This is a genomic window from Pseudomonas sp. GW823-FHT03E05 (assembly GCF_058796855.1).
Map to the genome: position 1 here is coordinate 149,542 of NZ_JBXAJB010000010.1, position 18,408 is coordinate 167,949.

Sequence of the window (18,408 nt, forward strand, 5' to 3'; positions counted from 1 at the left end):
TGTACAAGCCAGCCCCTACATGGAGGGGCTGGCTTCAGGAGCTTAGCGCTTTTGGGTCAGGGCGCGGCGTTCGAATTCGACGATGCGCTGGCGGTAGTGTTCGATGGTCTGGGCAGTCAGGACGCTGCGTTGATCGTCCTTGAGCTCGCCATTGAGCTCCTGAGACAACTTGCGCGCCGCCGCCACCATCACGTCGAAGGCTTGCTTGGGGTGACGCGGGCCCGGCAGGCCGAGGAAGAAGCTGACAGCCGGGGTGCTGAAGTGGTCGATATCGTCCAGGTCGAACACGCCCGGCTTGACCGCGTTGGCCATGGAGAACAGCACCTCGCCGTTGCCAGCCATGCTTTCGTGGCGGTGGAAAATATCCATCTCGCCAAAACGCAGGCCGCTTTCCAGGATGTTCTGCAACAGGGCCGGCCCCTTGAAGCCGGCAGCGTCGCGGCAGATCACGCTGATCACCAGCACTTCTTCGGCTTGCGGCTGGTCCTTGTCGCTGTGGCTCGCGGACTTGCTTTCCTCGGCCGGGAAATCATCGTCGCGGCTGCTGAAGCTCGGGCCACTGTCCAGATCCAGGTCCAGGTTGAGGTCGCCCTGATGCGGCTCGCCACCGCGCTTGCCGCGCTTGGACGAAGAACTTTCCCGCGGTTCGCGGGCAGGCATGCTGACCGACGGCAGGTCATGCTCGTCCAACTGCGGCTCTTTATGGGTATCCAGAACGCGGGGCGGGCCCAGCAGCTCGGCACTGCCTTCATCGTCCGGCAGATTGGAAAGACTTCGATCAAGACGGAACTTCAACTTCCCCTTGCCGCCGCGCATACGCCGCCAGCCATCAAAAAGAATACCGGCGATAACAATAATGCCGATGACGATCAGCCACTCGCGCAGACCGATTTCCATGTAATCCCGTGCCTCTATAAAAAATGCTGAAAAATAAGGGGTTTACAATCTGCAAACCGCTTTAAAACGTGGCGCCAACTCTATGTTCTGAATGGCGTTTTGCCCACGCATAGGAAAAATTGACATTAAACTAGCACGACCAAAGGCAACTTTACACCGTCTGTCGCAACGGCTAGGGCCAATATATCGATTGGCCAGCTGGGGAATGGGAAAAATCCCCCCTACTTGCCCCCCACAGTCGCCTCAGTCGCCCGGACTCAAGCGTCCACCATCGCCATCGCCTCCTCGACATCCACGGCTACCAGGCGCGAACAACCGGGTTCGTGCATCGTTACCCCCATCAACTGATCAGCCATTTCCATGGCGATCTTGTTGTGGGTGATATAGATGAACTGCACGGTCTGCGACATCTCTTTAACCAATCTCGCGTAGCGTCCAACGTTAGCGTCATCCAGCGGTGCGTCAACTTCGTCGAGCATGCAGAACGGCGCCGGGTTCAACTTGAAGATGGCAAATACCAGGGCCAATGCGGTCAATGCCTTTTCGCCACCGGAGAGCAAATGAATGGTGCTGTTCTTCTTGCCCGGAGGACGCGCCATGATCGTTACCCCTGTATCGAGTAGATCTTCGCCCGTCAGTTCCAAATAAGCGCTGCCGCCACCGAAAACTTTTGGAAAGAGTGCCTGCAAACCGCCGTTGATCTGATCAAAGGTATCTTTGAATCGATTACGGGTTTCCTTGTCGATCTTGCGGATCACGTTCTCCAGGGTTTCCAGGGCCTCCACCAGGTCGGCATCCTGGGCATCCAGATAGCGCTTGCGCTCGGACTGCTGCTGATACTCGTCGATGGCCGCCAGGTTGATTGCGCCCAGGCGCTGGATCCGTGCGGCAATCCGTTCCAGCTCTTCTTCGGCGGCCTGCTCGCTGGCTTCTGCGGTCAGGGTCGCCAGCACGCCGTCCAGGTCGTAGCCGTCGGCCAGCAGTTGCTCCTGCAAGGTCTTGCGGCGCACGGTCAGGGCTTGCCATTCCATGCGCTGCTGCTCCAACTGGCCACGAATCAACTGCGACTGCTGCTCGGCCTGGTTGCGGCGCTTCTCGGCATCGCGCAGTTCGCGGTCGGCATCTTCCAGGGCGATCTGCGCGGTCTTGAGCTCCACATCCACGGTCATGCGTTTTTCCAGCAGCTCTTCGAGCTTCAGGCGCAACTCTTCCAATGGCGCCTCGCCTTCTTCCAGGTTGAGGCTGAGTTGTTCGCGCTTCTCGGTCAGACGCTCGGATTGCAGCTCCAGACGTTCCAGAGCCTGCCGGGTGGAATCGTGCTGGGCCTTGAGCGAGCCCATGCGCACTGCCAACTGGTGGGCGTGATCCTTGTGCTGGCGTGCTTCCTGGCGCACCCGGTCAAGACGCTCGCGCAGGCTGTCGCGCTGGGCCAGTAGCAGCTCACGCTGCTCGGTGTCCAGAGCCATGCTGTCGAGAGCGTCCTGCAATTGCAGGCGCGCCTCCCCAATCTGTTCGTGTTCCAGCTCGCGCTGTTCGCCAAGCTCCACCAGTTCTTCATCGAGACGGGTACGCCGCAAGGTCAGTTGTTCGGCCTTGGCCTTGCCGGCAGACAGCTTGGCCTTCAGCTCACCTTGCTGGCGGGCTTCGTCCTGCAGCAGACGGCGCAGATGCTCACGACCGTTCTCCTGCTGGCGCTGCTGGGCCCGCAGGTTGAGCAACTGGCTTTCCAGGGCCTCGACACTGGCTTCGCGCTCATCGCGCTCCTGAGTCAATTGCTGGATTTCCTGGCCCCGGGCCAGCACGCCGCTTTCCGCTTCGCTGGCGCGGCGCACCCGCAAAAAATGCCGGCCGACCCAGTAGCCATCGCGGCTGATCAGGCTCTGTCCGGCAGCCAGTTGCCCACGCAGGGCCAGGGCCTGTTCGAGGTTTTCCACCGGCTTGACCTGACCCAGCCAAGGCGACAGATCCACCGTGGATTCCACCTTGTCCAGCAGGCTGCCGGGGATGCGCATTGCATCGCCTTGCTGGCTCAGCAGGCGCAGATCGCCTTGCTGGAAACCCGCGAGGTCAAGACCGGTAAAATCGTCCACCAGCACCGCCTGTAGATCGGCGCCAAGCACGGTTTCCACCGCCAGCTCCCAACCTGCTTCCACATGCATGCCATCGGCCAGGCGCGGGCGTTCGGCCAACTGCTGCTCACGCAACCACTCGGCGGTGCCCGTGGCGGGATCCAGTGCGGCCTGCTGCAAGGCTTCCAGGGAAGCCAGCCGGCCATTGAGGCGCTGCAATTCACCCTGAGCCTGCTGCTGTGCCTGGGTTGCCTGCTGCAATTGCTGGCGCAGTTGTTCCAGGCGCTCGACCTGGGACTCCTCGCTGGCTTGCAGGTCTTCCAGGGTCGCCTCACTGGCAGCCAGTTGTTCGTTGAGTTCGAGGATCGCCGCGTCTTCCGGGTCGGCCGAAAGCAACTCGCGCTCCTCCCCCAGGCGCCGCTGGCGCTCGGACAGCCGCTCCATGCTGCCTTCGAGCTGCTGGATGCGTGACTGCTGCACTTCCGCCTGGCGCCGCGGTTCCGCAGAACTCAGGTTGAAGGCGTCCCACTGCTCCTGCCAGCCGTGCATGGTGGTTTCGGCTTCTTCCAAGGTTGCAGCGGCTTCTTCGGCTGCGGCGGCGGTGACTTCCTGCTCGGGTTCGAGCATCGCCAGCTCTTCCCCCAGGGTCGCCAGCAAGGTGCGGTCGTGCCCCAGGTGCGACTCGGTTTCCAGGCGCGCGCGCTCGGCTTCCTTGAGGTCGTCCTGCAACTGCCGCAGGCGCTGCTGGCCATGCTGGATGCTCTGCTCGACCCGGGCGATGTCACCGCCCACCGAATAGAAGCGCCCCTGCACCAGATTGAAGCGTTCGGAGAGCTCGTGGTGCCCGTCGCGAAAGCGTTCGATAGCAGCATCGGCGTTGCGCTGCTCGGCCACCAGGGCCTCGAAGCTGACTTCCTGGCTACCGATCACCGACTCGCGCTGGCCCACCTGCTCATTCAGGGCTTGCCAGCGCAGGGCCGACAGTTGCGCCTTGAGCTGGCGCTCCTCGGCCTTGTACTCCTGATACTTCTCGGCGGCCTGGGCCTGGCGATGCAAGCGTTCGAGCTGACGCTCCAGCTCTTCGCGCAGGTCGGTCAGGCGGGCGAGGTTCTCGTGGGTGCGGCGGATGCGGTTTTCCGTCTCGCGCCGGCGCTCCTTGTACTTGGAGATGCCCGCGGCTTCCTCGATGAAGTTGCGCAAATCCTCGGGCTTGGCTTCGATCAGCTTGGAGATCATGCCCTGCTCGATGATCGAGTAGCTGCGTGGCCCCAGGCCGGTGCCGAGGAAGATGTCGGTGATATCCCGACGGCGACATTTGGCGCCGTTGAGGAAATAACTGTTCTGGCTGTCGCGGGTCACCTTGCGGCGAATGGAGATTTCCGCATAGGCGGCGTACTCGCCCACCAGGGTGCCATCGGAGTTGTCGAACACCAGTTCGATGCTGGCCTGGCTCACCGGCTTGCGGCTGGTGGAGCCGTTGAAGATGACGTCGGTCATCGACTCGCCGCGCAGGTTCTTCGCCGAACTTTCGCCCATGACCCAGCGCACGGCGTCGATGATGTTCGACTTGCCGCAGCCATTGGGCCCGACCACCGCCGCCATGTTACTGGGGAAGTTCACCGTGGTCGGATCGACGAAGGACTTGAACCCCGCCAGCTTGATGCACTTGAGTCGCACGTTTACGCATCCGCCAACGCAGATACCACCAGATCGCTGCTGCGCTCGGCGTAGGCCGTCAGCACCTGGCGGATCTGCACCAGGTCACGGGCCAATACCGCGGCCAGCAATTGCTCGAACAACGCCAGGTACTCGCTCATGGACGCCTTGCGCTGGTCCAGCGCCAGGTAATAGGCGCGGCTCATGGCCGGCTGCAGGTTCTCGACAGTCTCCTGCAGGTAGGGGTTGTTGGCGAACGGATAGGCCGCGCGCATCACGCTGAAGCTGTCTTCGACGAAGGCGCGGATGTCCTGGCGTTCATAGGCACTCTCCAGGCGCTGCTGGATCTGCAGGAATGGCGTCATGTCGCTCTGCTGTGTCCAGCCGCTGGCCACCGAGTTGCCCAGCAGGATGTACAGCTCGCTCATCAGCGTGCACAGGCTGCGGACCTTGTGCTCGGTGAGCTCGGTCACATGGGCACCACGGCGCGGCAGGATGGCGATCAGATGGCGGCGCTCGAGGATCAGCAAGGCCTCGCGGACCGAACCACGGCTGACATTGAGGGCCAAGGTGACCTTCTGTTCCTGAATGCGCTCCCCAGGCTTGAGATCCCCGCGAATGATACGTTCGGCGAGGTGGTGAGCAATTTGCTCGGCGAGGCTGTCCGGCGCCTTGAACGTCATGGTTTTCCTTCAAAATCTTTAATCGGCACAAGCCGCGCAGTGTAGCGCAATTGCCACTTCATCGCGGAGTGCCCAAGGGGCGGAATTTGGCACGAAATAAGCAAATTGACCGTGATCCGAGCAATTTTCCATAGCCGTTCATACTTGAATTGTTGGAGTCGAAAATTTCCTGACCTTGAAGTCAGAAAATCATTGACCGAAAAGTCAGACATGACTAAATTCGGCTGACGTCGGTTAACAACAATAATGAGTCTGCGAGGCCTTCCGTGATCCAGTTTTTACTCAACCAGGAACTCCGTAGCGAGCATGCCCTGGACCCCAACCTGACCGTGCTCAACTATCTGCGCGAGCACTTGGGCAAGCCCGGCACCAAGGAAGGCTGCGCCAGCGGCGACTGCGGCGCCTGCACCGTGGTGGTGGGCGAGTTGCAGACGGATGCGCAAGGCGGCGAAAGCATTCGCTATCGCAGCCTCAATTCGTGCCTGACCTTCGTTTCCTCCCTGCACGGCAAGCACCTGATCAGCGTCGAAGGCCTCAAGCACCAGGGGCAACTGCACAGCGTGCAGCAGGCCATGGTCGACTGCCACGGCTCGCAGTGCGGCTTCTGCACCCCGGGCTTCGTCATGTCGCTGTTCGCCCTGCAGAAAAACAGCAGCCAGCCCGACGCCCACAAGGCCCATGAAGCCCTGGCCGGCAACCTCTGCCGCTGCACTGGCTACCGGCCGATCCTCGCCGCCGCCGAGCAGGCCTGCTGTGGTGGGCAGAGCGATCAGTTCGATGCGCGCCAGGCCGAGACCATCAGCCGCCTCAAGGCCATTGCGCCCAAGGACACCGGTGAGCTCAACAGTGGCGACAAGCGCTGCCTGGTGCCGCTGACGGTGGCTGATCTGGCCGACCTTTATGACGCCTACCCGCAAGCCCGGCTGCTGGCCGGCGGCACCGACCTGGCCCTGGAGGTGACCCAGTTCCACCGCACCCTGCCGGTGATGATCTACGTCGGCAACATTGCCCAGATGAAGCGCATCGAGCACTTCGACGATCGCCTGGAAATCGGCGCCGCCACCGCCCTCACCGACTGCTACGACGCCCTGCGCGCCGAGTACCCGGACTTCGGCGAACTGCTGCAGCGCTTCGCCTCGCTGCAGATCCGCAACCAGGGCACCCTGGGCGGCAACATCGGCAACGCCTCGCCCATCGGCGACTCGCCGCCGCTGCTGATCGCCCTGGGCGCGCAGATCGTCCTGTGCAAGGGCGAAGTGCGCCGCACCCTGGCCCTGGAAGACTATTTCATCGATTACCGGGTCACCGCCCGCCAGGAAAGCGAGTTCATCGAGAAGATCATCGTGCCCCGGGCCAGCGCCGAACGGCTGTTCCGCGCCTACAAGGTCTCCAAGCGCCTGGACGACGACATTTCCGCGGTCTGCGCGGCTTTCAACCTGCGCATCGACAACGGCGTGGTCAGCGATGCGCGCATCGCCTTCGGCGGCATGGCGGCGATCCCCAAGCGCGCCAAGAGCTGCGAAGCCGCACTGATCGGCGCGCCCTGGAATCAATCGAGCATCGAGCGGGCCTGCGCCGCCCTGGCAGAAGACTTCACCCCGCTCTCGGATTTTCGCGCCAGCAAGGAATACCGCCTGCTGAGCGCGCAGAACCTGCTGCGCAAATACTTCATCGAACTGCATGCACCGCACATCGAGACCCGGGTGACCGCTTATGTCTAATCATCACAAGGTCGAGAAGACCCAGGCCGAACTCACGGCCCTGTTTCACCAGGACCTGACCAGCGGCGTCGGCCGCAGCGTCAAGCACGACAGCGCCGACAAACATGTGTCCGGCGAAGCGGTGTACATCGACGACCGCCTGGAATTCCCCAACCAGTTGCACGTCTACGCGCGACTGTCGGATCGGGCCCACGCCAAGGTCATCAGCATCGACACCGCCCCCTGCTACGCCTTCGAAGGCGTGCGCATCGCCATTACCCACGAGGACATTCCCGGCCTCAAGGATATCGGCCCGCTGCTGCCCGGCGACCCGCTGCTGGCCATCGACACCGTGGAGTTCGTCGGCCAGCCGGTGCTGGCGGTGGCCGCCAGGGACCTGGAAACCGCGCGCAAGGCGGCCATGGCCGCGATCATCGAATACGAAGATCTGGAGCCGGTGCTCGACGTGGTCGAGGCCCTGCGCAAGCGCCACTTCGTGCTGGACAGCCACACCCACCAGCGCGGCGACTCGGCCAGCGCCCTGGCCAGTGCCGAGCACCGCATCCAGGGCACGCTGCACATCGGCGGCCAGGAGCACTTCTACCTGGAAACCCAGATTTCCTCGGTGATGCCCACCGAAGACGGCGGCATGATCGTCTACTGCTCGACCCAGAACCCCACCGAAGTGCAGAAGCTGGTGGCGGAAGTGCTGGACGTCTCGATGAACAAGATAGTGGTGGACATGCGGCGCATGGGCGGCGGCTTCGGCGGCAAGGAAACCCAGGCCGCCAGCCCCGCCTGCCTATGCGCGGTGGTGGCACGCCTGACCGGCCAGCCGACCAAGATGCGCCTGCCACGGGTCGAAGACATGCTGATGACCGGCAAGCGCCACCCTTTCTACGTCGAATACGACGTGGGCTTCGACAGCAGCGGGCGCCTGCACGGCATCCAGCTGGAACTGGCGGGCAACTGCGGCTGTTCACCGGACCTCTCGGCATCCATCGTCGACCGTGCCATGTTCCACTCCGACAACTCGTACTACCTGGGCGATGCCACCATCAACGGCCACCGCTGCAAGACCAACACGGCGTCGAACACTGCCTATCGCGGCTTCGGTGGCCCGCAGGGCATGGTCGCCATCGAGGAGGTGATGGACGCCATCGCCCGCCATCTGCACCTGGACCCTCTGGCGGTACGCAAGGCCAACTACTACGGCAAGACCGAGCGCAACATCACCCACTACTACCAGACCGTCGAGCACAACATGCTCGAGGAAATGACCGCCGAACTGGAAGCCAGCAGCCAGTACGCCGAGCGCCGCGAAGCCATCCGCCTGTACAACGCCAACAGCCCGATCCTGAAAAAGGGCCTGGCACTGACCCCGGTGAAATTCGGCATTTCCTTCACCGCCAGCTTCCTCAACCAGGCCGGCGCGCTGATCCATGTCTACACCGACGGCAGCATCCACCTGAACCACGGCGGCACCGAAATGGGCCAGGGCCTGAACATCAAGGTGGCGCAAGTGGTGGCCGAGGTGTTCCAGGTGAACAGCGACCGGGTGCAGATCACCGCCACCAATACCGACAAGGTGCCCAATACCTCGCCCACCGCCGCTTCCAGTGGTGCCGACCTGAACGGCAAGGCCGCGCAGAACGCGGCGCAGACCATCAAGTCGCGCCTGGTGGAATTTGCCGCGCGCAAGTATCAGGTCAGCGAAGAAGATGTGGAATTCCACAACGGCCATGTGCGTGTCCGCGAGCATATTCTGACCTTCGAGGAACTGATCCAGCAGGCCTATTTTGCCCAGGTGTCGCTCTCCAGCACCGGCTTCTACAAGACCCCGAAAATCTACTACGACCGTGCCCAGGCCCGGGGCCGGCCGTTCTACTACTTCGCCTTCGGCGCGGCCTGCGCCGAGGTGATAGTCGACACCCTGACCGGCGAGTACAAGATGCTGCGCACCGACATCCTGCATGACGTCGGCGCCTCGCTGAACCCGGCCATCGACATCGGCCAGGTCGAGGGCGGCTACATCCAGGGCATGGGCTGGCTGACCACCGAGGAACTGGTGTGGAACACCAAGGGCAAGCTGATGACCTGCGGCCCGGCCAGCTACAAGATCCCGGCAGTGGCCGACATGCCCCTGGACCTGCGAGTCAAGCTGGTGGAAAACCGCAAGAACCCGGAAGACACGGTGTTCCATTCCAAGGCCGTGGGCGAACCGCCGTTCACGCTGGGTATCGCCGCCTGGTGCGCGATCAAGGATGCGGTGGCGAGCCTCGGCGACTACCGCCATCAACCGCAGATCGATGCGCCGGCGACACCGGAGCGAGTGTTGTGGGGCTGCGAGCAGATGCGTCGCTTGCAGGTGACCAGGACCACGGATCAGCAAGCCGAGCTGGCGCCGCTGTAACGGCCCGCGTCGGCAAGCCGGCTTGCCGAGGAAGAGGCCCACACAGACAACCAAGATGTCGAGGTGAACATGTACAACTGGATCAGCGCCCTCGCCGACCTGCAGACCCAGGGTGAACCCTGCGTGCTGGTGACCATCATCGAGGAGCTCGGCTCGACGCCGCGCAATGCCGGCTCGAAAATGGTGGTCAGCGCCACCCAGGCCTTCGACACCATTGGCGGCGGGCACCTGGAATACAAAGCCATGCAGATCGCCCGGGACATGCTCGCTGCCGGCAAGCAGGCGACCCATCTGCAGCGCTTCAGCCTCGGCGCCAGCCTCGGTCAGTGCTGCGGCGGTGCCACGGTGCTGCTGTTCGAACCCATGGGCCAGGTGCAGGCGCAGATCGCCGTGTTCGGTGCCGGGCATGTCGGCCGCGCGCTGGTGCCACTGCTGGCCAGCCTGCCCTGCCGGGTACGCTGGATCGATTCCCGGGAGCAGGAGTTTCCCGAGCAGATCCCCCCTGGAGTACGCAAGATCGTCAGCGAAGAACCGGTGGACGAAATCGACAACCTGCCCGCCGGTAGTTATTGCATCGTCATGACCCATAATCACCAGCTGGACCTGGAGTTGACCGCGGCCCTGCTCAAGCGCAACGATTTCACCTATTTCGGCCTGATCGGCTCGAAGACCAAACGGGTCAAGTTCGAACACCGCCTGCGTGACCGCGGTTTCGACGCCGAAACCTTGCAGCGCATGCGCTGCCCGATGGGGCTCGGCGAAGTCAAAGGCAAGTTGCCTGTGGAAATCGCCATCTCCATTGCCGGCGAGATCATCGCCACCTATAACGCCCATTTCGGCCAGCCCAGCGCCAGTGCCGAACCCATTGCCAAACTGCTGCCGGTATCACGCCGCAGCCAGGCTGCAAACTGACACGCCACACACTGAGAATCCCCCATGCCTTTGACTCGCAAAGCCTACCGTGCCGCCATCCTGCACAGCATCGCCGACCCGGCCGAAGTCGGCATCGAAGCCTCCTATGAGTACTTCGAAGACGGCCTGCTGGTAGTAGAAAACGGCCGGATCAGTGCCCTCGGCCACGCCAGCGAACTGCTGCCCGGGCTGCCCGTCGGGGTGCAGGTCGAGCACTATCCCGATGCCCTGATCACACCGGGCTTCATCGACACCCATATCCACCTGCCGCAGACCGGCATGGTGGGCGCCTATGGCGAGCAGTTGCTGGACTGGCTCAACACCTACACCTTCCCCTGCGAAAGCCAGTTCGCCGACCCGGATCACGCCAATGAAGTGGCGGACATCTTCATCAAGGAACTGCTGCGCAACGGCACCACCACCGCCCTGGTGTTCGGCAGCGTGCATCCGCAGTCGGTCAATGCCTTCTTCGCCGCCGCCGAGAAGCTCGACCTGCGGATGATCGCCGGCAAGGTGATGATGGACCGCAATGCCCCGGACTACCTGACCGACACCGCCGAATCCGGCTACCAGGAAAGCAAGGCGCTGATCGAGCGCTGGCACGGCAAGGGCCGCCTGCACTACGCAGTCACCCCGCGCTTCGCCCCCACCAGCACCCCGGAGCAACTGACCCTGGCCGGCCAGTTGCTGACCGAATACCCCGACCTCTACATGCAGACCCACATCAGTGAAAACCTGCAGGAAATCCAATGGGTCAAGGAGCTGTTCCCGGAGCGCAAGGGTTACCTGGACGTGTACGACCACTACCAGTTGCTCGGCGAGCGTTCGGTGTTCGCCCACGGCGTGCACCTGTGCGACGACGAATGCGCACGCCTGGCTGAAACCGGTTCGGCCGTGGCCTTCTGCCCCACCTCGAACTTCTTCCTCGGCAGCGGCCTGTTCAACCTGCCGATGGCGGAAAAGCACAAGCTCAATGTCGGCCTGGGCACCGACGTCGGTGGCGGCACCAGCTTCTCGCTGCTGCAGACCCTCAACGAGGCCTACAAGGTCATGCAACTGCAAGGCGCGCGCCTGAGCCCGTTCAAGTCGCTGTATCTGGCCACCCTCGGCGGCGCCCGGGCCCTGCGCCTGGAAGACAAGATCGGCACCCTGCATCCGGGCACCGACGCCGACTTCCTGGTCCTCGACTACCACGCCACTCCGCTGCTCAGCTACCGCCTCAAGCAAGCCAACAGCATTGCCGAAACCCTGTTCGTGCTGATGACCCTGGGCGACGATCGCACCGTGCTGCAGACCTTTGCCGCCGGCCAGCAGGTCCACCAGCGCTAACCCCGGAAAATGAAAATCCCCCGTTCGCCAGACGCGTACGGGGGATTTTTTTTGCCTGCATCCAGGCCCGGACTGCGAGCGAGCCTAGAAGGTCACTTCCATGTTCAGGGTCGGTGTCGAGGTGCGGCTGCCACGGCCGCCGTCCACCCCGAACTTGTTGTGCCAGTACTCGTAGCCGACACCCAGATACAGGTTGGGCTTGACGTTCTTGCCCGGCAGCACTGCCACCATCAACGAGGTACGCATCAGGGTTTCGGGGGCAGTGTCGCGGTAGTTGTAGTCGTGGCCCTTCTCCCCGGTGTAGTTGACGAAACCCTGGAACTTGGCAGCGTGGGTGCCGACTTCGAAAGGTCGCATCCAGGCCAGGTTGAGCAGGTAGGTGTCGTCGAAGGTGTGATCCGGGTCCTTGGCCCCGGGGATCCCGGAATGGTTGTTTTCCTTGTAGTACAGCAGGCTCAGGTCCAGCACCCCGACGGTGTTGAACTTAAGGGTCGGGCCGAAGACCAGGGCACGCTTTTTCGCCGACCCCAGGTTGTTGTTGCGGCTGGCGTCAAAACCCATGGTCAGCGCGTAGTCCTTGATCAGGCCGGTGCCCAGCGGCGTATCCAATACCCGGGAGGAATAGAGCTGGTGGCGATAGACCCCGTAGACCTCGCTGCTGCCCTTGTTGGTGCCCTTGCGCGGGTCGTCGTTGTCGGAGAGCAGCACATCCAGGTGCAGGTAGTTGCTGCCGTACTGGTAACCGCTGGCGTGGGTGAAGCTGTAGATGCGCTTGCTGATGTAGTGCGGGTTGTTCGGGTTGGTGAACTCCTTGCCGTATCGAAAGCCGACGCTGTTGTTCATCCACTCGAGGGCGGCCGCTTCCCCTGCTCCGATCATGCTCATCAGCAGGGTTGCGCCTTGTAGTGCCTTTTTCATTTTTATTATGTCCTGTGGCGGTGTGGCTTTAGGCAGCTTCGCTGGCTGCCGACCGCACGCAGTATCGACACAAGCGCTACAGCGCCCAAAGCACAGAATATCGACCAGGGCGCTGCCGAAATGGCAACACAGGCCCAGGAGGCCGGACTCAGAGCACCGGCTGGCCGAAGGCGCGCTCGGCCCGTTCGCGAAGAGCGATCTCCTCACTGAGCAAATGCGCCAGCGCCTCCACCGCGCTGGGCAGGTCGCGCCCGCTGCGGGCGTAGAGCCCCAGGTCGCTGTAGATGCCGCCCTGGTCGCTCAGGGGAATATGCAACAGCTCGCCCTTTTGCAGATCCGCCTCGACCCCGACCCGGGTCTGGAACGCCACCCCCATGTTGTGCCGGGCCATCTGCCGCGCCAGCTCCATGGAGTTGCTCTGCAGCGGCGGTTTGTCCAGCAGGCCCAGACGCTTGTGCAGCGGCGCCAGCAGGTGATGGATCGACAGCTCGCTCTTGGCCAGGATCAGCCCGTGCTCGGCACAGGTGGCGAAATTGACGCTGCCGCGCTCGGCCAGCGGGTGGTCCGGGCTGACCAGCGCCCCGAGGCGGAAATGCCCGACACTCAACTGGCGGATTTCCGCGGCCCGTGGCACAGCAAAGGCCAGGCCCAGGTCGGCGCGGCTGTTGATCAGGGCCTGGGGAATGGATTGCGAACCCTGCACGGTCACACCGATGGTCACTTGCGGGTAGTGATCACGCATGCGCTTGAGCACCGAGGGCAGCAGATCCACCGTGGCACCTTCGGCGGTGGCGATCTCGACGTGGCCGCTTTTCAGGCCGCGCAAGGCGTCGAACTCCAGGCGCACCCGCTCCAGGTCCTGCAACACCAGGTTGGCGTGACGGCTGAGAATCTCCCCGGCCATGGTCAGGCGCAGGCCGCCGGGCAAGCGCTCGAACAGCGGCGCGCCGATCTCGTCCTCGATCTTGAGAATCTGCCGGTTCACTGCCGAGGACGCGACATTCAAGCGCCGGGCAGCCTCGCGGATCGAGCGGCAGCGCCGGACCATGTCGAAATAGTGGATCGCGGAGGAATGAATACGTAGCGTTCTGCCGCTCATGCCGCGGGCTCCTTTCGCAGGGCGAGAGGCGAGCCTTGGCCGACTGCTGCCGGGCCATGCGCCTCGAAGCAGGCACTGTATACAATCTGAAACAAAAACCGCAACAAAATGCCCGAACCTAGGCCCTGCAAGGGGCCGCAGAAACAAGAATCCCTCGCTCCGTGCAGCACACGAAGCGAGGGATTGCTTGAAACGCAAGGCTTGCAGCTTAGAGCTTGGCGCTTGGCCGCCCCGGTTTCTTGGTCTGCAGCAAGTGCGAGAACACCGCATGCAGGTCGTCCGAGGCACTTTCCTCGTCGAGGTTGAGCTTGCTGTCGATGTGGTCCATGTGGTGCATCATCAGGTTCACCGCCAGCTCGCCGTCCCGGGCTTCGATGGCATCGATCAGTTGGGTGTGCTCATCGTAGGAGCAGTGCGAACGGTTGCCGCTTTCGTACTGGGCAATGATCAGCGAGGTCTGGGACACCAGGCTGCGCTGGAAGCTGATCAGCGGGGCATTCTTCGCCGCTTCCGCCAGCTTCAGGTGAAACTCCCCGGAAAGGCGGATACCGGCACCACGATCGCCGCGGGAAAAGCTGTCGCGTTCCTCGTTGACCATCTGCCGCAACTCCAGCAACTGCTCGGCAGTGGCATGCTGCACGGCCAGTTCGGTAATGGCCCGCTCCACCAGGCGCCGGGCGAGAAATACCTGGCGGGCTTCCTCGACGCTCGGGCTGGCGACGACCGCGCCACGGTTGGGCCGCAGCAGGACCACGCCTTCATGGGCCAGGCGCGACAGCGCACGACGGATGATGGTCCGACTGACTCCGAAAATCTCCCCCAGCGCCTCTTCGCTCAATTTGGTGCCCGGCGCCAGGCGCTGCTCGAGGATGGCCTCAAAGATGTGCGCGTAGACAATATCGTCCTGGGTTCCGCTGCGACCGGCTTTGCCTGCTCGCGGTTGTTTCTTGAGAGGTTGCAACTGTTCGTTCATGGGCACTCGGGTCGGGAGGACTGCGGCGATTTCAGCGTGACTTTAATACGCCACGGTGGGTCGCTGGCAAGTATCGCGTTAAAACAGGGGCACATTGTACACAACCCATGGCCATCACTAGCAAAAAGTGTTGTCGGGCCCGCGACTTGTTCAACGACTGTACGGCTATTTGTAGTCACGGCTGTATTGCAATGCAAAGTTACTTTTAAGTTTAGGCTTGGACCTTGAACCCCATTACTGGCCCATTGCTCGAGCCCGCCTCGATCAATGCGCGCCGGATGTGGTTTTTTGCGTCTTTCAAGAACAAGGAACAGCAGTAATGTCCGATGCCACTCCCGCGCAGCTACGCCCTCTGGCCGACACTTCGCCGTCTGCCATAGTGGCCGGCTTCATCGCCATGATGACCGGCTATACCAGTTCCCTGGTGCTGATGTTCCAGGCCGGGCAGGCCGCCGGGCTGACCAGCGGTCAGATTTCCTCATGGATCTGGGCCATTTCCATCGGCATGGCGGTGTGCAGCATCGGCCTCTCCCTGCGCTATCGCACCCCCATCACCATCGCCTGGTCGACCCCCGGCGCCGCCCTGCTGATCACCAGCCTGTCCGGAGTGACCTACGGCGAAGCCATCGGCGCCTATATCACCTGCGCCGTGCTGGTGACCCTGTGCGGCCTGACAGGCAGCTTCGAGCGGCTGATGAAAAAGATCCCGGCGTCCCTGGCGGCGGCCCTGCTGGCGGGGATCCTGTTCAAGATCGGCAGTGAAATCTTCGTCGCCGCCCAGCACCGCACCGGCCTGGTGCTGGGCATGTTCCTCACCTACCTGGTGGTCAAGCGCCTGTCGCCGCGCTATGCGGTACTGGCTGCGCTGCTGATCGGTACGGCCTTGTCCGGGGCCATGGGCCTGCTGGACTTCAGCGGCTTTCACCTGGAAGTGGCGACCCCGGTCTGGACCACACCGCACTTCTCCCTGGCCGCCACCATCAGCATCGGCATTCCGCTGTTCGTGGTGGCCATGACCTCGCAGAACATGCCGGGGATCGCCGTGCTGCGGGCCGACGGCTACAACGTCCCGGCTTCGCCGCTGATCACCGCCACCGGGTTGGCCTCGCTGCTGCTGGCGCCCTTCGGCTCCCATGGCATCAACCTGGCGGCCATCAGTGCCGCCATCTGCACCGGCCCCCACGCCCATGAGGATCACAGCAAGCGCTACACCGCGGCGGTGTGGTGCGGGATTTTCTACGGCATCGCCGGGGTCTTCGGCGCCACCCTGGCGGCGCTGTTCGCCGCCCTGCCCAAGGAGCTGGTGCTGTCCATCGCGGCCCTGGCGCTGTTCGGTTCGATCATCAACGGTCTGAGCATCGCCATGAGCGAAGTGAAGGAACGGGAAGCGGCGCTGATCACCTTCATGGTCACGGCGTCGGGGCTGACGCTGTTCTCCATCGGCTCGGCGTTCTGGGGAATTGTTGCCGGGGTGGTGACCCTGATGATCCTGAACTGGCGCAGCGCCTGAAGGGCTTCGCTGGCAAGCCGGCTTCTACACCGACCGGCGCTCGCTCACGCGCCGGGTTGCCGGCGAACGGCGCCCACGACAACGCCCGGGGCTGGCCCGTGGCAGAGGCAAGGATACAAAGGGGAAAATCGACAGGTTGCCTTCGGGCAACAACGCATGAGCGACCCGGACGGGTCGCTCATGCATGACATCACGCGACTGGGTTGATCGCGTTGTCCGGGTACCACACGTCCAGCAGCGGGCTGACTTCAACGGTGGTCAGCTCGGTGCGCGCCTTGAGCCAGGCTTCAACGGTGGCACGTTGCTCTTCGCTGACGGAACCGCGCTTGCTCAGGCAAACCAGACCGAAGTCGTCGCCGCCTACATAGCCCAGGCCGTTGGCTTCCATCGCTTCTTTGAGGAATGCGTCGAGGAAAGCGTCGATAGCTTCGTCAGCCAGACCTTCTTTGAAATCCAGGTTCAGCTCAAAACCCAGCTCCTGAAATTCATCTACGCAGAGTTTTTTGCGCAGACGGCGGGAACGGTTAGTGGCCATGGAACAATCCTCATAAGTAATAACGGGCGGCACTTTACCAGTTTAGGCCGGCGATTGCCTGACTCTATGAGGATGCAACCCTGCCATTGGTAAAAAAAATACCGCCCCAGCGGCCCGTGGCACGGCACAAGCCGCTATACCTTGGGGCATAATGCCGACACTTTCATGACCACTGAGGGATTTTATCTGCATGCCCTCGCCTTTTTTCCCCTCGACTGCAGGGTTCCATTTCATATGATCAAATCGTTGCGTCCTCTGTTGCTGGCCAGTGTTTTTCTCCCCCTGGCCTTTCCCGTTTCCGCGGCTCCGGTCAACACCACCCTGACCCCCAAGGTCCAGCAAGCCCTCAAAGCCAGCAAACTTCCGGATAACGCCCTGTCCCTGGTGATGATTCCCCTGAACGGCCCCGGCACCCCGACCATCTTCAACGCCGACGTATCGGTGAACCCGGCCTCCACCATGAAACTGGTGACCACCTACGCAGCCCTGGAAATGCTCGGCCCGACCCACCAGTGGAAAACCGAGTTCTACACCGACGGCACCCTCAGCGGCGGCATCCTCAATGGCAACCTGTACCTCAAGGGCGGCGGCGACCCCAAGCTGAACATGGAGAAGCTCTGGCTGCTGATGCGTGACCTGCGGGCCAATGGCGTACAGCAAGTCACTGGCGATCTGGTGCTGGACCGCAACTTCTTCGTGCAGCCGCAACTGCCGGAATTCAATGACGATGGCAACGACGAGAACAAGCCGTTCCTGGTCAAGCCGGACGCCCTGATGGTCAACCTCAAGGCCCTGCGCTTCGTTGCCCGCAATGACTCAGGGCGGGTCCTGGTTTCGGTGGAGCCGCCGATCGCCAAGATCCGCATCGACAACCAGGTCAAGGCGGTCAACACCAAGCAGTGCACCGGAGACGTGCGCTACAACCCCGTCACCCAGGCCGATGGCAGCGTGATCGTGACCGTCGGCGGGCAGTTGGGTGATGGCTGCAGTTCCCAGACTTACCTGTCGCTGCTGGACCACGCCACCTACACCGCCGGCGCGGTGCGGGCGATCTGGAGCGAGCTGGGCGGCAGCATCCAGGGCCAGGATCGCCTGGCCGTGGTACCCAAGGATGCCAAGGTCCTGGCCCGCGCCTTCTCCCCGGACCTCGCGGAAATCATCCGCGACATCAACAAATACAGTAACAACACCATGGCCCAGCAGTTGTTCCTGAGCCTGGGGGCCAAGTACCGCAACGAAGCCGATGGCGACGACGCCAAGGCGGCCCAGCGTGTGGTGCGCCAATGGCTGGCGAAGAAAGGCATCACCTCGCCGCACCTGGTGATGGAGAACGGTTCCGGCCTGTCGCGTGCCGAGCGGGTCAGTGCCCGGGAAATGGCCGGCCTGCTGCAAGCGGCGTGGAAAAGCCCCTACGCCGCCGAGTTCATTAGTTCGATGCCAATCGCCGGCATGGACGGCACCATGCGCAAGCGCCTCAAGCGCACTGCCATGTCCGGGGAGGCGCACATCAAGACCGGCACCCTGAACACCGTACGCGCCATCGCCGGCTACAGCCGCGACGACAACGGCAATACCTGGGCGGTGGTGGCAATCCTCAACGATCCACGGCCATTCGGCGCCTCTTCGGTACTCGACCAGGTCCTGCTGGACCTGTACCGCCAGCCGAAACTGGCGACCAGCGCTTCGGTGCTGTAAGCGGCGACGCTGGCGGCGG

Annotated in this window: 13 protein-coding genes; 6 read left to right on the plus strand and 7 right to left on the minus strand. The window is 62.8% G+C overall.

The window, feature by feature from the left end; all coding sequences use genetic code 11:
- Nucleotides 1-42 precede the first annotated feature (42 nt).
- The 3 genes from zipA to AC1RCO_RS30260 all read right to left on the minus strand — a co-directional run bounded on the left by zipA (nucleotide 43) and on the right by AC1RCO_RS30260 (nucleotide 5,305).
- Nucleotides 43-897 carry a cell division protein ZipA gene (zipA, locus tag AC1RCO_RS30250; RefSeq protein ID WP_047284900.1) on the minus strand — a complete coding sequence of 285 codons (855 nt, stop codon included), beginning with the start codon at nucleotides 895-897 and terminating at the stop codon, nucleotides 43-45.
- Nucleotides 898-1,154: 257 nt separating this feature from the next.
- Nucleotides 1,155-4,643, minus strand: coding sequence for a chromosome segregation protein SMC (gene smc, locus AC1RCO_RS30255; protein ID WP_053157085.1), 3,489 nt, complete (start codon nucleotides 4,641-4,643; stop codon nucleotides 1,155-1,157).
- Between the two features lie 2 nt (nucleotides 4,644-4,645).
- Nucleotides 4,646-5,305 carry a GntR family transcriptional regulator gene (locus tag AC1RCO_RS30260; protein WP_011060210.1) on the minus strand — a complete coding sequence of 220 codons (660 nt, stop codon included), beginning with the start codon at nucleotides 5,303-5,305 and terminating at the stop codon, nucleotides 4,646-4,648.
- Between the two features lie 266 nt (nucleotides 5,306-5,571).
- On the opposite strand from AC1RCO_RS30260, the gene xdhA reads away from it, so the two are divergent.
- The 4 genes from xdhA to guaD all read left to right on the plus strand — a co-directional run bounded on the left by xdhA (nucleotide 5,572) and on the right by guaD (nucleotide 11,659).
- Nucleotides 5,572-7,026 carry a xanthine dehydrogenase small subunit gene (xdhA, locus tag AC1RCO_RS30265; protein ID WP_019095887.1) on the plus strand — a complete coding sequence of 485 codons (1,455 nt, stop codon included), beginning with the start codon at nucleotides 5,572-5,574 and terminating at the stop codon, nucleotides 7,024-7,026.
- Nucleotides 7,019-9,418, plus strand: a complete 2,400-nt coding sequence (xdhB, locus tag AC1RCO_RS30270) for a xanthine dehydrogenase molybdopterin binding subunit (protein ID WP_492618345.1) — start codon at nucleotides 7,019-7,021, stop codon at nucleotides 9,416-9,418. Before xdhA ends, xdhB begins: the two co-directional genes overlap by 8 nt.
- Nucleotides 9,419-9,487: 69 nt before the next feature.
- Nucleotides 9,488-10,330: a xanthine dehydrogenase accessory protein XdhC gene (xdhC, locus tag AC1RCO_RS30275; RefSeq protein WP_011060207.1), complete on the plus strand. Its 843-nt coding sequence runs from the start codon at nucleotides 9,488-9,490 to the stop codon at nucleotides 10,328-10,330.
- 24 nt (nucleotides 10,331-10,354) lie between these two features.
- A complete protein-coding gene (gene guaD / locus AC1RCO_RS30280; RefSeq protein WP_492618346.1) occupies nucleotides 10,355-11,659 on the plus strand; it encodes a guanine deaminase in 1,305 nt (434 codons plus the stop codon).
- Between the two features lie 84 nt (nucleotides 11,660-11,743).
- On the opposite strand, the gene AC1RCO_RS30285 is transcribed toward guaD, so the two are convergent.
- The 3 genes from AC1RCO_RS30285 to AC1RCO_RS30295 form a co-directional block, all read right to left on the minus strand.
- The gene (locus AC1RCO_RS30285; protein WP_015634766.1) at nucleotides 11,744-12,577 is read right to left on the minus strand and encodes a hypothetical protein; all 834 of its coding nucleotides are present in this window, start codon (nucleotides 12,575-12,577) and stop codon (nucleotides 11,744-11,746) included.
- Nucleotides 12,578-12,725: 148 nt separating this feature from the next.
- Nucleotides 12,726-13,676, minus strand: coding sequence for a LysR family transcriptional regulator (locus AC1RCO_RS30290; RefSeq protein ID WP_015634765.1), 951 nt, complete (start codon nucleotides 13,674-13,676; stop codon nucleotides 12,726-12,728).
- Nucleotides 13,677-13,884: 208 nt separating this feature from the next.
- Complete coding sequence (locus tag AC1RCO_RS30295) at nucleotides 13,885-14,649, minus strand: GntR family transcriptional regulator (protein ID WP_011060203.1); 765 nt, start codon at nucleotides 14,647-14,649, stop codon at nucleotides 13,885-13,887.
- A gap of 319 nt (nucleotides 14,650-14,968) precedes the next feature.
- On the opposite strand from AC1RCO_RS30295, the gene AC1RCO_RS30300 reads away from it, so the two are divergent.
- Complete coding sequence (locus tag AC1RCO_RS30300) at nucleotides 14,969-16,159, plus strand: benzoate/H(+) symporter BenE family transporter (protein WP_015634764.1); 1,191 nt, start codon at nucleotides 14,969-14,971, stop codon at nucleotides 16,157-16,159.
- 190 nt (nucleotides 16,160-16,349) lie between these two features.
- Here AC1RCO_RS30300 and AC1RCO_RS30305 read toward each other — a convergent pair whose 3' ends face one another.
- Entirely contained in the window at nucleotides 16,350-16,694 is a 345-nt protein-coding gene (locus AC1RCO_RS30305) for a YggL family protein (RefSeq protein WP_011060201.1), read from the minus strand.
- A 234-nt stretch (nucleotides 16,695-16,928) separates the two neighbouring features.
- On the opposite strand from AC1RCO_RS30305, the gene dacB reads away from it, so the two are divergent.
- The gene (gene dacB, locus AC1RCO_RS30310) at nucleotides 16,929-18,389 is read left to right on the plus strand and encodes a D-alanyl-D-alanine carboxypeptidase/D-alanyl-D-alanine endopeptidase (RefSeq protein ID WP_015634763.1); all 1,461 of its coding nucleotides are present in this window, start codon (nucleotides 16,929-16,931) and stop codon (nucleotides 18,387-18,389) included.
- Nucleotides 18,390-18,408: the final 19 nt, after the last annotated feature.

Excerpts from the sequence above, each read along its gene's own strand:
- zipA (WP_047284900.1), bottom strand. The coding sequence starts at position 897 with ATGGAAATCGGTCTGCGCGAGTGGCTGATCGTCATCGGCATTATTGTT.
- AC1RCO_RS30260 (WP_011060210.1), bottom strand. The coding sequence starts at position 5,305 with ATGACGTTCAAGGCGCCGGACAGCCTCGCCGAGCAAATTGCTCACCAC.
- xdhB (WP_492618345.1), top strand. The coding sequence starts at position 7,019 with ATGTCTAATCATCACAAGGTCGAGAAGACCCAGGCCGAACTCACGGCC.
- xdhC (WP_011060207.1), top strand. The coding sequence starts at position 9,488 with ATGTACAACTGGATCAGCGCCCTCGCCGACCTGCAGACCCAGGGTGAA.
- guaD (WP_492618346.1), top strand. The coding sequence starts at position 10,355 with ATGCCTTTGACTCGCAAAGCCTACCGTGCCGCCATCCTGCACAGCATC.
- AC1RCO_RS30285 (WP_015634766.1), bottom strand. The coding sequence starts at position 12,577 with ATGAAAAAGGCACTACAAGGCGCAACCCTGCTGATGAGCATGATCGGA.
- AC1RCO_RS30290 (WP_015634765.1), bottom strand. The coding sequence starts at position 13,676 with ATGAGCGGCAGAACGCTACGTATTCATTCCTCCGCGATCCACTATTTC.
- AC1RCO_RS30295 (WP_011060203.1), bottom strand. The coding sequence starts at position 14,649 with ATGAACGAACAGTTGCAACCTCTCAAGAAACAACCGCGAGCAGGCAAA.
- AC1RCO_RS30300 (WP_015634764.1), top strand. The coding sequence starts at position 14,969 with ATGTCCGATGCCACTCCCGCGCAGCTACGCCCTCTGGCCGACACTTCG.
- AC1RCO_RS30305 (WP_011060201.1), bottom strand. The coding sequence starts at position 16,694 with ATGGCCACTAACCGTTCCCGCCGTCTGCGCAAAAAACTCTGCGTAGAT.
- dacB (WP_015634763.1), top strand. The coding sequence starts at position 16,929 with ATGATCAAATCGTTGCGTCCTCTGTTGCTGGCCAGTGTTTTTCTCCCC.